This window comes from Klebsiella sp. Shm-1 (assembly GCF_040804525.1).
GTDB lineage: Bacteria > Pseudomonadota > Gammaproteobacteria > Enterobacterales > Enterobacteriaceae > Klebsiella > Klebsiella pneumoniae.
On record NZ_CP161823.1, the window covers coordinates 3,160,812 to 3,172,712 of the forward strand.

Genomic DNA, 11,901 nt, shown 5'->3' on the forward strand with positions numbered 1-11,901 from the left:
TTTGTTGCTGTTGATACAATTTTGCAACCGGAGCCGGGAGGGCGCAAATCAGATAGCGGATGAAAAGTGCGAGAATTCGCTGCAAATCGAAGGGATTCAGAGGATTCCGAGCGGGATCTCTGCGGTTTCAGCAGAAGAGCCCGGAGGCGCCCTCAGAGCGCGCCTCCGGGTCGCGACAGCGATTAGTGCAGCTTCAGGCGCGGGCGAATGATGCGGTTGATGCGCCCGACCAGCATCATCAGGCCGGTCTTGAAGTAACCATGCAGAGCAATCTGGTGCATACGGTACAGGGAGATGTACACGAAGCGCGCAATGCGCCCTTCCACCATCATCGAACCGCGCATCAGGTTACCCATCAGGCTGCCGACGGTGGAGTAATTTGACAGCGACACCAGCGAGCCATGGTCTTTATAGGTGTATGCCTTCAGCGGTTTGCCTTTCATCTGCGCCAGGATGTTGTTCAGCGCGCAGGTAGCCATCTGGTGCGCCGCCTGGGCCCGCGGAGGCACAAAGCCGCCTTCCGGACGGGCGCAGGAGGCGCAGTCGCCGATGGCGAAAATATCCGCATCGCGGGTAGTCTGCAGCGTCGGCTCGACCACCAGCTGATTGATACGGTTGGTTTCGAGGCCGCCGATCTCTTTCATGAAATCTGGCGCTTTGATCCCCGCCGCCCAGACCATTAGATCCGCCTCAATATATTCGCCATCTTTAGTGTGCAGGCCGCCCGCATCCGCGCTGGTGACCATGGTCTGCGTCAGAACCCGTACGCCCAGCTTAGTCAGCTCATTATGCGCTGCCCCGGAAATGCGCGGCGGCAGCGCAGGCAGAATGCGCTCACCCGCCTCGACCAGCGTGACGTTCAGCGCTTCGTTGGTCAGCCCTTTGTAGCCGTAGCTGTGCAGCTGTTTCACCGCATTGTGCAACTCAGCGGAGAGCTCCACGCCGGTGGCGCCACCGCCGACGATGGCGATATTTACTTTACCGTTAGCGCCGAGGTTAGCAGAGTATTTAAGGAACAGGTTGAGCATTTCCTGATGGAAGCGACGCGCCTGGTGCGGGTTGTCGAGGAAAATGCAGTTCTCTTTTACGCCAGGGGTATTAAAGTCATTCGAGGTACTGCCCAACGCCATGACCAGCGTGTCGTACGGCAGTTTACGCTCAGCCACCAGCAGCTCGCCTTTTTCATTGCGCAGCTCGCCGAGGGTGATGGTTTTCCCTTCGCGGTTGATATCAACCACCGAGCCCAGCTGGAACTGGAAACCGTGGTTGCGGGCATGGGCCAGATAGCTCAGCGCATCAACGCCTTCATCCAGAGAACCGGTGGCCACTTCGTGCAGCAGCGGCTTCCACAGATGGCTGTGGTTACGGTCCACCAGGGTGATTTTCGCTTTCTTATGGCGCCCTAACTTTCTCCCCAGCTGAGTTGCCAGTTCCAGTCCGCCAGCGCCGCCACCCACAATTACGATTTTTTTCAATGGCGTAGTCATGTGTACCCCTAAAATTATTAACCAATTGTTAAATAAAAGTTATTGAAATAGCCTTTATTTAACAACAAGTTACGTTAATGAAACCATTCAGCACTGTCGAGAATACCATGAACGGTGCATTGGTCATACCAAAATTGATGTGCATCAAGTTTTGTCGCGTATTTTTTCAGCGAAACCAATAAGTGTAGACATGAAAAAACCCGCGTGGTGAACCCGACGCGGGTTTGGGAACAAGGGAAAAGCAGTTAGCCGAGGGTTTTAAACGCTTTCAGCCGCTGCAGATGCGGCGAGATATTTTTAAACTTATGGGTCTGCTCTTCATCCCAGATAATTTCATAATAGTGGTGCAGGAGATCGGCGGAACGCTGGCTGTCCAACGCCTCGTCCTGGCGGGAAAGCACCACCAGGCAGCGATCGCGGTTCTTCTCGCGGAAGTTGGTCACGCACTTGGTGGCGATGTCAGCATACTCTTCCGGTCGGTCGATTTTGCCTTCCATGTTCTCATACGGAAACAGGTTTGGATTGAACACCGCCTGGCGGATATCGCACAGAAAACCAATCCGCTCCGCCCAGTAGCCGCCAAGGCCGACGCCGCAGATCAGCGGCCGGTCATCGGCAGTGAGCTGCAGCATTTTATCGACCTCTTTCAGCAAATGCTGCATATCGTGCTTGGGATGCCGCGTGCTGTAGCTAATCAACCGCACGTCCGGGTCGATAAACTGCAGCTGCATCACCTTCTCATGGTTACCGGGGCTGTTCGAGTCAAAACCGTGTAAATAGATAATCATCGCATCCTCACCAGACAACAACGCCCCGTAGAGCGTTACGCGGACTTCGCCTCTTGCCAGCGCGCATGAAGCTGCTCCAGCTGGGCACTCACCGTTTTCCAACGGGCTGAATCCCTTAACTCCTGACGGGAAAAGGAACCTTTATGATACAATTTCGTAACACGCTCTGCTTTGATCGGCGACAGGTTATCCAGCACACTGACCGCGCCTTTACGATTATTGCAGACGAGGATCATATCGCAACCGGCGTCGAGCGATGCCTGACCGCGTTCGGCATAGCTGCCCATGATCGCCGCCCCTTCCATCGACAGATCGTCGGAGAAAATCACCCCGTCAAAGCCCAGTTCGCCGCGCAGCACCGTTTTCAGCCAGTACGCCGAGCCGCTGGCCGGACGCGGATCGAGCTCCGGGTAAATCACATGCGCCGGCATAATGGCATCCAGACGCTGCTCGGCGATAAGGCTTTTGAACACCGCCATATCATGGTCGCGGATAACCGATGCCGCCCGCGGATCGAACGGCGTCTCTTTGTGCGAATCGGCAGTCACCGCCCCGTGACCCGGGAAGTGTTTGCCGGTGGTTTTCATGCCCGCGGCGTGCATCCCGTCAATGAAGTGACGCGCCATCGTCAGCGCTTTCTGCGGATCTTCATGATAAGAACGTTCGCCGATTGCGGCGCTGATATGGCCGACGTCCAGCACTGGCGCAAAACTAATATCGATATCCATGGCGATCATTTCGCTGGCCATCAGCCAGCCGGCTTCGGCGGCCAGTTTGCCCCCCTCTTCCATCCCCAGCAGCGCGGCGAAAGACTGGGCCGCCGGTAAACGGGTAAACCCTTCGCGGAAACGCTGAACCCGCCCCCCTTCCTGATCGACCGCTACCACCAGGTGGTTCCGGGAGGCGTCGCGGATCTGGCGCACCAGCTCGCGCAACTGCGCCGGATCGTGATAATTTCGGGTAAAGAGGATCAACCCTCCCACCAGCGGATGCGCCAGAATTTCTCGCTCTTCCGCATCCAGCTCATACCCTTCGACATCCAACATCACTGGGCCCACACTGACCTCTCTTATCCTTTACGTTCGTTGTCTAACTGACACCATGTTTCATCTGCCAGCGTGATAAATTGCCGGTCCCCGCTCTGCCGCCAGCGCATTTCATACCAGCCCGCCATCAACAGCAGTACCCACGGGCGCCAGAGTACAACCTGCCGCCAAAGCAGCTGCGCGTCGATGGCCGCCCGCCGGGCATACGCTTCTACCAGCCGACGGCGCTCGCCAGGCGTGATCCACACCGCGGCCAGCTCCAGCGCGATATCGCCATCGCCGGCATATTCCCAGTCGATCAGCCTCAGGCCGGACTCATTATGAATAATATTGCCGGCATGGACGTCCATGTGCAGCGGCGCCAGCCGCAGGGGACGGGGCTCGCCCTGGCGGCGCAGCCGCTGATGCCAGCGCAGCCAACGCGGCTTGCGCCGCGCCGGATCGCACCTCTGCCAGTACTGGGCCAGCAGTGGTGTGAGGCTAACCCGCCAGCCAAACCGCGGTTGCTGATGCAAATCATACAATAAGCCTGACAGCTGCGGGGAGGCCGGTAACTCGCTTTTCACCTCCCCTGCGCAATACTCCACCACCATCCAGCAGGGTGAGTAAAACAGCGGGGTTGGCGCCAGCCTGGCAGGCAGTCGGCGGAGTGCGTGATACTGACGGCGAAAATGGTAAGTGGCGGCAGACGGATCGTGCGGCTGACGCAGCACGTGCCGCCGGTTGCCGTCGCTGATAATCACACTGCCGCCGCTGAGGCCACTCTGGCTCAGCGAGGCGACAGGATGATAATGGGGAAAGAAGCGCGACAAGAGCTCGTCGCGCGTTAGCTTATTGTTGCTGAACAGCACCTTTACCTGACCAGATTATCTCACCGGTTTGCACCAGCATGAGCTGCATTTTCAGCTCAGGCGCGTTGACGTTGCCGGTGGCATTGGAGTAAAGCACATACTGCGCGCCCACGTTGCGGGCGATGCCCATGGCTTTGCTGCGGCTGCCGAGGCTGTCCTGCGGCGACAGGCCCAGCTGCTGCTTGGCGACCGCCAGCTGCTGCGCCGATACCAGGGTAAATTTGCCGTTACCGGCCAGCGCACTACGTAGCGCAGTGGTGGCTTCTCCAGCATTCAGCGAACCGTTGGTGCGGTTGTTCACGCTGTCAACCAGCAGAATACTGCCGGCATTGACCCCACTCGCCTGCAGCATCTGCCCCACCAGCGGCTGAACCGCGCCGTTCCAGTCATAATGACGCACGCGCGGCGCCGGCTGACCCGACTGCTGATCCTGATGCTCAATCGGCCCAGGCTGCGCCGGGACAGAGGGCACCGCCGGTACGGTCGGCACCGTGGGCTGCGGCTGCGCAGGCTGCTGCGGCTGCGGTTTGGCCTCTTCTACCGGCGCGGGCTGCTCCCGCAACCCCGCACAGCCTGCGAGGAATATCGCCAGTGCTGTGATTAACGCATAGCGACACATTTTCATCATTATAATTACCCCTTACAGATAAAGATAAAGGCGGGCCTTATGCGCCCCCAGGATATTGGCGCTGCCATATAACGTGACCGAGGAGCGGGCCGGTACCACGATGGTGCGCGGCGCGTCCAGCGGATGCATCTCCAGCCCTCGGGCGTCATACCAGAAAAAACGATAGTGCACGGTAACCGGCTGCTGGCGCTCGTTATATAGCGTTGAGGAGGCGGTAGCCTGAATCTCTGTCGCCACGACGGCAGGCTCGCTGGCGCTGATCCCCGCCGCCAGCACGCTCGACTCCATCACCAGCGCCTGCTGGTCAGAAACCGGGATCTCCGGGTGTGAACTACACCCGGCGAGTAGCCCCGCCGCCAGACACGCGCCCAAAAGGGTCCTGAGCATGACGTTAGCCTTTGTGCGCCAGCATCGGGCCAAGCGGACGACCGCCCAGCAGATGCATATGGATATGGTACACTTCCTGGCCGCCGTGGCGGTTGCAGTTGACGATCAACCGATAGCCATCGTCGGCAAGACCTTCATCGCGGGCGATCTTCGCCGCGACGGTCATCATCCGGCCCAGCGCCAGCTCATGTTCAGCGGTGACGTCATTTACGGTAGGAATCAGAACATTCGGGACAATCAGAATATGGGTGGGCGCCTGCGGGGAGATGTCGCGAAAAGCGGTCACAAGCTCATCCTGATAGACAATATCCGACGGGATCTCCCGGCGAATGATTTTGCTGAAAATCGTTTCTTCTGCCATGACTGATTCCTTATAAGTTTTATCCCGTGCGCTGGCCTGCTTCTGCAGATAAACGCGGACGCACAGGTTCCGCTAAGAGTATGAGCGACATTCTCCCTCTCTTTCAACCTGAAAGCTCTTTTTCTTATTCAACTATAGACTTAGCTGCTGAGGGAATAAGCATATGGCGGACTGTTTTCAGGGTTATCGCTTGTGGGGCACCGACTTTAGCGCATAAAAAAGGCAGCCAGTTGGCTGCCTTAGTCTCCCCGATACTACGCCTTAACTGTTACGGATGTACTCATCCATTTCAGTTTTCAGGTTATCGGACTTGGTACCGAAGATGGCCTGTACGCCAGAACCTGCCACTACCACGCCAGCGGCGCCCAGTTTTTTCAGGCCAGCCTGGTCAACTTTCGCTACATCCGCCACGCTAACACGCAGACGAGTAATACATGCGTCGAGGTTGGTGATGTTCTCTTTACCGCCGAAAGCGGCGACCAGAGCCGGAGCCATCTCGCTGGTGGCGCCAGCTTTGCTCTCTTCGGTGGTGTCTTCACGACCCGGAGTTTTCAGATCCAGGGCTTTAATCAGCACACGGAAAATGACGTAGTACACGATCGCATAGCAGATACCAACAATCGGGAACAGCCACAGCTTGCTGCTGTTACCGGACAGCACGATAAAGTCGATCAGACCGTGAGAGAACGAGGTACCGTCACGCATACCCAGCAGGATACAGATCGGGAACGCCAGGCCCGCCAGAATGGCATGGATAACGTACAGGATCGGCGCCACGAACATGAACGAGAACTCGATCGGCTCGGTGATACCGGTCAGGAACGAGGTCAGCGCGGCGGAGATCATGATACCGCCCACTTTGGCGCGGTTTTCCGGTTTAGCAGAGTGCCAAATAGCGATAGCCGCTGCCGGCAGACCATACATTTTGAACAGGAAGCCGCCAGACAGTTTGCCCGCCGTCGGGTCGCCTGCCATGTAGCGCGGGATATCGCCGTGGAACACCTGACCAGCCGCGTTGGTGTATTCGCCGATCTGCATCTGGAAAGGAACGTTCCAGATGTGATGCAGACCAAACGGCACCAGGCAACGTTCGATGAAACCGTAGATACCAAACGCCACCACTGGGTTCTGATAAGCAGCCCACTGGGAGAAGGTTTGGATCGCGGAGCCGATCGGCGGCCAAATGAAGGAGAGGATCACGCCGGTGAAGATAGCGGCCAGACCAGAGATAATCGGCACAAAACGCTTGCCCGCAAAGAAGCCGAGATATTCTGGCAGCTTGATGCGATAGAAGCGGTTGAACATGTAGGCGGCGATAGCACCGGAGATAATACCGCCAAGCACGCCGGTATCAGCAAGGTGTTTTGCCGCAATCTCGTCAGCAGGTAAATGCAGCACCAGCGGCGCAACAACCGCCATGGTTTTCACCATGATGCCGTAAGCCACGACTGCAGCCAGTGCGGATACACCGTCGTTATTGGTGAAGCCGAGGGCCACACCGATAGCGAAGATCAGCGGCATATTGGCGAAAACTGAACCGCCTGCTTCTGCCATAACGTGGGAGACCACGGCTGGCAGCCAGCTGAAGTTAGCGGAACCGACGCCCAGCAGGATACCTGCGATAGGCAGTACGGATACCGGCAGCATCAGCGATTTACCGACCTTCTGCAGGTTAGCAAATGCATTCTTAAACATAATTGAGAGTGCTCCTGAGTATTTGGTACTTTTTTACGCTTTCACGCATTGGCCCGGGGGGAGAACCGTGCCGTGGACAGGACATCTAAGCGCCCTTTATTTATTACACAGAGTAAAATAATTAACGGGATGATTGTTTGACGGCTATCACGTTTCAATCAGCCTTCCGGTAAAAATTTACATCAACTTACATAAATTGTATCCAGATGTTGCTAAAAAACCTTCACCGCCACTTTTGTGGCGGTGAACTTTACTCGCTTTGGCTATTAATTACGAGCCTTAAAATAATAAGCAGATCAAGCAGGTTGCAAACGGGCGGGGTCGATGTGGAACAGGGTGGCAAAATTGTCGGTGGTCTGCTGAGCCAGCTGCTCAAGCGACACCCCCTTCAGTACCGCCATATAATCGGCAACGTCACGGACCAGCGCCGGCTGGTTCTCTTTGCCGCGGTGGGGGACCGGCGCCAGGTACGGCGAGTCGGTTTCAACCAGCAGACGATCCAGCGGCACGTAGCGCGCCGCATCACGCAGCTGCTCGGCGTTACGAAAAGTGACGATACCTGAAAACGAGATATAGAACCCCATATCGAGCAGCTTGCCCGCTGTCTCCCTGTCCTCAGTGAAACAGTGTAGTACGCCACCGCAATCCGTCACCTTTTCTTCGCGCAAAATAGCCAGAGTATCGGCACGCGCGTCACGGGTATGGACGATCACCGGCTTATTGAGCTCACGGCCGATACGAATGTGGTCGCGGAACGAGCTTTGCTGTTGGGCTTTAGTTTCCGGGGTATAAAAATAATCCAGACCGGTCTCCCCCATCGCCACGACGCCCTCTTCCGCTGCCAGCGCGCGCAGAGTCTCTACCTCCCAGGGCTCGTCCTGGTTTAATGGGTGTACGCCACAGGAGAAGACGACGTTGTCACGCGTCCCCACCAGTTCGCGCATACTGCGGTAGCCAGGCAGCGTCGTGGCGACGGCGAGGCAAAATTTCACATCGCGTGCGGCCGCTTTTGCCAGCACGTCGTCGACGTTTTTGTGTAGAGTTTGATAATCCAGACCATCAAGATGGCAGTGGGAGTCGACTAAAAACATAATGTCTCACTCAGAGGTGGGAGACGGGTAAAACCGTCCCGGGTTGCAGGTAATGTTCCCAGCGCAGCAGGCGCTCGGTAAGCAGCAGTTCGCGGTTGACACCGACAACGTTGAGCAATTGCTCGCGGCAGGTACAGACGTCATGGGCAATCGCCTGCAGCCGGGCGGCGGGCAGGCTGTGCGCCAGCTGCTCCAGCAGCGGCCAGACGTCAGGGTTACTCACCAGGGTAATCCCCTGCTGTCGTTTTTGCGCATCGACCAGCAGCGACGCCAGCCAGTGCAGGCGAACCGCCGCCTGTTCATGATTGAGTATCGGCAGCAGCGCCAGCCAGTCACCGCTCGCCAGGGTAGCCGCCAGCGCCTGACACAACTGCTGCCGCGCCGTCCACAGCGGTTCCTGTAACAGTTCGAGCGCCGCAGCCGGCGCGCTGGCGCACAGGCGTAACGCGGTCAACAATGACTCCTGCGGCAGGCTCACCTCACGCTCCAGCCAGGCCAGAGCATAAGGCTCAGACGGCGGCGCCAGATGATGCAGGCGACAGCGGCTGCGCAGAGTGGTCAGCAGACGCGCCGGCTCCTCGCAGGCGAGGAAGAACCAGGTATTCTCCGGGGGCTCCTCCAGCGTTTTCAGCAACGCGTTGGCGGCGGCATCGGTCAGCAAGGCAGCATCGCTAATCCAGACCACTTTTGCCCCACCAAGGCGCGCATGTTCATAGAGCTTTTCATTGACATCGCGCACCGCGTCAATACCCAGCGCACTCTTGCCCTTCTCGGGGCTGAGCGCATAGTAATCGGGGTGCGTGCCGGCCTGCATCAGCTGACAGCTATGGCAGTGGCCGCAGCTTTTATGTCCTTCGGGCTGGCGGCACATCAGGAAGCGGCACAGCGCGTAAATCAACGCCTCGCCGCCCATCCCGTTCAGGGACTGTAACAGTAAGGCGTGGTGGCCTCGTCCGGCCTGATAGCTACCGACCAGTTGCTCGAACGAGGGGCGCAGCCACGGATGCCATTTCATGCCGCTTGCTCCGCCATCCACTGGGCGATCGTGGCGCGAATGTCGCGCGCCACGGCATCCAGCGGCTGAGTTGCGTCAACCGTGCGGATAGAAGGATCGGCGGCGGCCAGCTCAAGATAGCGCGCGCGGGTACGGTTGAAAAAGTTCATGGACTCCTGCTCAATGCGATCCAGCTCGCCGCGGGCCCGGGCGCGCTGCAGCCCCACTTCCGGCGTGACGTCGAGATACAGCGTCAGATTGGGGCGAAAATCACCGAGTACCGCGTCGCGCAGCGTCGCCAGCATCGTGCGGTCAATTCCCCGGCCGCCGCCCTGATAGGCCTGCGTCGACAGATCGTGACGATCGCCGATCACCCACTGGCCGCGGGCCAGCGCGGGCTTAATCACGGTCTCCACCAACTGGACGCGCGCCGCGTAAAACATCAGCACTTCCGCTTTATCGTTAATCACTTCATCGCCTGTGGACTGGATATCCAGCACCAGGCTACGCAGTTTTTCGGCAAGGATTGTGCCCCCCGGCTCGCGGGTAAACACCATATCGTGAATACCCGCCGACTGCAGCGTCTCCACCACCAGTTGACGTGCGGTGGTCTTCCCGGCGCCCTCCAGCCCCTCGATGACGATATAGTTACTGCGCATTTTTTTCCTTAAGTACTTTCAGATAATCCTGCACCGCACGGTTATGACTGACCAGGTTTGTGGTAAACGTATGGCCCCCTTTCCCGTCGGCGACGAAATAAAGATATGGCGTTTTCGCCGGATGGGCGGCCGCCTTCAGCGAGGCCTCGCCCGGCACCGCGATAGGGCCCGGCGGCAAACCGCTGATGGTATAAGTATTGTATGCGGTCGGCGTCTCGAGATCCTTACGCGTTAACTTACCAGTATATCCTTCGCCCATCCCGTAGATTACGGTCGGATCGGTCTGCAAGCGCATACCGATGCGCAGGCGGTTGATAAATACCGACGCGACGCGGTCGCGCTCTTCCGCTACCGCGGTCTCTTTTTCAATAATCGAGGCCATGGTCAACAGCTGGTTCTGATCGGCATAGGGCAGATTCTCCATCCGTCCTTCCCAGACCTTCGCCACTTCGGCGACCATTTTCTGATGCGCGCGCTTGAGGATGGCGATATCGCTGGTGTTGGCGGTGTACATCCAGGTATCCGGCCAGAACCAGCCCTCTACCCAGTCGGCATGCTCAAGACCTAATGCCTTAGCCACCGTCGCGTAGCTATCGTCTTCAAGCGTGTGCTTCACGTACGGGGCATCGCGCAGCTGGCGCAGGTAGTCGCTGACGCGCATGCCTTCGACAAAGCGCAGCGGAAACTGCGCCTCTTTGCCGCTGGCCAGCAGCTGCAACATCTCGCGCACCGTCATTTGCGGCGTGAAGCGATAGGTCCCGGCCTTGAAGTGAGACAGCTCAGGTTCCACCCGTAGCAGCCACTGGAAAACGCGCGGGCGATTGATCACCTTCTCGCGATAGAGATCCTGGCCCAGCGCCAGCCGGCCGGTGCCGGCTTCGAGGGTAAAGATGGTCTCTTCCTTAATCAGCAGCTTGCTGTCCGCCAGCTGGCGTACCTTCCACATGCCTGCCGCCGCGGCGATGCCCAACAGCACGACCAGCAACAGGATAAAACGTAACATTTTCTTCATACTAACCAGACAGCTCACACAAAGGGGCTAAAAAATGGTAAAGCTCACGCGAGGACCAGGTGGTCTCCTCCCAGCGGCGAACCGGCACCAGCGGCATCAGCGCATTGCAGATCAGCACTTCATCGGCCTCCCGCAACGTCTCGGGACGCGCTGTCACTTCGACAACGCGAAACGTCGATGGTGCCAGCTGCGTGATACAGCGCTGCCGCATAATGCCGTTGACCCCGGCATAATCGAGTCGCGGAGTAAATACATCACGTCCCTGACGCCAGAATAAATTCGCGGCACAGCATTCCGTAAGCCACCCGTCACTGTCAAGGACCAGCGCCTCATCGGCGTCCGTCTGCTCAAGATGAGAGCGGATCAGTACCTGCTCAAGGCGATTAAGGTGCTTCAGGCCGGCAAGCCAGGAGTTGCGCCCCAGGGGCACCGGACTCTGGGTCAGAGTAATGCCCTCCTCCCGCCAGCGCGCATAATGCGCCGGGTATGGAGAGAAGCTGAGAATGCGAGTGGGCGACACGCAGCCCGCCGCACTGTATCCCCTTCCCCCAACGCCGCGGGTGAGAGTCACCTTGAGCACGCCCTGCGCGTGCGGCCGAGCCAGACGCTGCATCTCTTCGCTCAGCGTCAGCCAGTCGTTAAATGGGATATGTAATTTTTCACAGGTTGTCTGTAAACGCTGCAGATGGGCGTCCAGTAGCGCAACCTGCCCTTGCTGGATGCGGGCGGTGGTAAAACAGCCGTCGCCAAACTGGATGGCGCGATCGTTCGCTGCCAACGTGTCCTGTACAACGCCGTTTATCAAGAACATAAAGGACTCCTTTTCACTGGTCGGTCAGTGTGTCAGGACCCAGAGCAGAGAACAAGGGGAGAAAGCTGAATAAAAAAGGCCCGACGAACGG

13 protein-coding genes are annotated in these 11,901 nt (G+C 58.1%); all 13 read right to left on the reverse strand.

Translation table 11 applies throughout. From position 1 onward, the window contains the following. Nucleotides 1–182: 182 nt before the first annotated feature. The 13 genes from AB1E37_RS15635 to pabC all read right to left on the reverse strand — a co-directional run bounded on the left by AB1E37_RS15635 (nt 183) and on the right by pabC (nt 11,810). Nucleotides 183–1,487 carry an NAD(P)/FAD-dependent oxidoreductase gene (locus AB1E37_RS15635; protein WP_002900778.1) on the reverse strand — a complete coding sequence of 435 codons (1,305 nt, stop codon included), beginning with the start codon at nt 1,485–1,487 and terminating at the stop codon, nt 183–185. 245 nt (nt 1,488–1,732) lie between these two features. Next, nucleotides 1,733–2,275, reverse strand: coding sequence for an alpha/beta hydrolase YcfP (gene ycfP, locus AB1E37_RS15640; protein WP_004224099.1), 543 nt, complete (start codon nt 2,273–2,275; stop codon nt 1,733–1,735). A gap of 35 nt (nt 2,276–2,310) precedes the next feature. Next, complete coding sequence (gene nagZ / locus AB1E37_RS15645; protein WP_004147935.1) at nt 2,311–3,321, reverse strand: beta-N-acetylhexosaminidase; 1,011 nt, start codon at nt 3,319–3,321, stop codon at nt 2,311–2,313. A 23-nt stretch (nt 3,322–3,344) separates the two neighbouring features. Next, entirely contained in the window at nt 3,345–4,172 is an 828-nt protein-coding gene (gene thiK, locus AB1E37_RS15650) for a thiamine kinase (RefSeq protein ID WP_004224096.1), read from the reverse strand. Continuing rightward, nucleotides 4,153–4,791 (reverse strand): penicillin-binding protein activator LpoB, encoded by a 639-nt coding sequence (gene lpoB / locus AB1E37_RS15655; protein WP_014342994.1) that lies wholly within the window; start codon nt 4,789–4,791, stop codon nt 4,153–4,155. Before lpoB ends, thiK begins: the two co-directional genes overlap by 20 nt. Nucleotides 4,792–4,812: 21 nt before the next feature. Further along, the gene (locus tag AB1E37_RS15660; protein ID WP_002900683.1) at nt 4,813–5,187 is read right to left on the reverse strand and encodes a YcfL family protein; all 375 of its coding nucleotides are present in this window, start codon (nt 5,185–5,187) and stop codon (nt 4,813–4,815) included. A gap of 4 nt (nt 5,188–5,191) precedes the next feature. Further along, on the reverse strand, nt 5,192–5,548 hold the full coding sequence (hinT, locus tag AB1E37_RS15665) for a purine nucleoside phosphoramidase (RefSeq protein WP_002900681.1): 357 nt from the start codon (nt 5,546–5,548) through the stop codon (nt 5,192–5,194). Nucleotides 5,549–5,809: 261 nt separating this feature from the next. Further along, on the reverse strand, nt 5,810–7,243 hold the full coding sequence (gene ptsG, locus AB1E37_RS15670; RefSeq protein ID WP_002900680.1) for a PTS glucose transporter subunit IIBC: 1,434 nt from the start codon (nt 7,241–7,243) through the stop codon (nt 5,810–5,812). A 296-nt stretch (nt 7,244–7,539) separates the two neighbouring features. Beyond that, on the reverse strand, nt 7,540–8,334 hold the full coding sequence (locus tag AB1E37_RS15675) for a metal-dependent hydrolase (protein WP_032447472.1): 795 nt from the start codon (nt 8,332–8,334) through the stop codon (nt 7,540–7,542). 10 nt (nt 8,335–8,344) lie between these two features. Continuing rightward, on the reverse strand, nt 8,345–9,349 hold the full coding sequence (gene holB / locus AB1E37_RS15680) for a DNA polymerase III subunit delta' (protein ID WP_032447471.1): 1,005 nt from the start codon (nt 9,347–9,349) through the stop codon (nt 8,345–8,347). Continuing rightward, on the reverse strand, nt 9,346–9,987 hold the full coding sequence (gene tmk, locus AB1E37_RS15685; RefSeq protein WP_002900674.1) for a dTMP kinase: 642 nt from the start codon (nt 9,985–9,987) through the stop codon (nt 9,346–9,348). The genes holB and tmk overlap by 4 nt, the downstream gene beginning before the upstream one ends. Further along, on the reverse strand, nt 9,977–10,999 hold the full coding sequence (gene yceG / locus AB1E37_RS15690) for a cell division protein YceG (protein WP_004176577.1): 1,023 nt from the start codon (nt 10,997–10,999) through the stop codon (nt 9,977–9,979). Before yceG ends, tmk begins: the two co-directional genes overlap by 11 nt. A 1-nt stretch (nt 11,000) precedes the next feature. Continuing rightward, nucleotides 11,001–11,810, reverse strand: a complete 810-nt coding sequence (pabC, locus tag AB1E37_RS15695; protein WP_004224090.1) for an aminodeoxychorismate lyase — start codon at nt 11,808–11,810, stop codon at nt 11,001–11,003. Between the last annotated feature and the right edge of the window lie 91 nt (nt 11,811–11,901).

Coding starts and splice junctions, on each gene's coding strand:
- AB1E37_RS15660 (WP_002900683.1), bottom strand. CDS start 5,187: ATGCTCAGGACCCTTTTGGGCGCGTGTCTGGCGGCGGGGCTACTCGCC.
- ptsG (WP_002900680.1), bottom strand. CDS start 7,243: ATGTTTAAGAATGCATTTGCTAACCTGCAGAAGGTCGGTAAATCGCTG.
- hinT (WP_002900681.1), bottom strand. CDS start 5,548: ATGGCAGAAGAAACGATTTTCAGCAAAATCATTCGCCGGGAGATCCCG.
- holB (WP_032447471.1), bottom strand. CDS start 9,349: ATGAAATGGCATCCGTGGCTGCGCCCCTCGTTCGAGCAACTGGTCGGT.
- ycfP (WP_004224099.1), bottom strand. CDS start 2,275: ATGATTATCTATTTACACGGTTTTGACTCGAACAGCCCCGGTAACCAT.
- yceG (WP_004176577.1), bottom strand. CDS start 10,999: ATGAAGAAAATGTTACGTTTTATCCTGTTGCTGGTCGTGCTGTTGGGC.
- lpoB (WP_014342994.1), bottom strand. CDS start 4,791: ATGTGTCGCTATGCGTTAATCACAGCACTGGCGATATTCCTCGCAGGC.
- nagZ (WP_004147935.1), bottom strand. CDS start 3,321: ATGTTGGATGTCGAAGGGTATGAGCTGGATGCGGAAGAGCGAGAAATT.
- AB1E37_RS15635 (WP_002900778.1), bottom strand. CDS start 1,487: ATGACTACGCCATTGAAAAAAATCGTAATTGTGGGTGGCGGCGCTGGC.
- AB1E37_RS15675 (WP_032447472.1), bottom strand. CDS start 8,334: ATGTTTTTAGTCGACTCCCACTGCCATCTTGATGGTCTGGATTATCAA.
- pabC (WP_004224090.1), bottom strand. CDS start 11,810: ATGTTCTTGATAAACGGCGTTGTACAGGACACGTTGGCAGCGAACGAT.
- tmk (WP_002900674.1), bottom strand. CDS start 9,987: ATGCGCAGTAACTATATCGTCATCGAGGGGCTGGAGGGCGCCGGGAAG.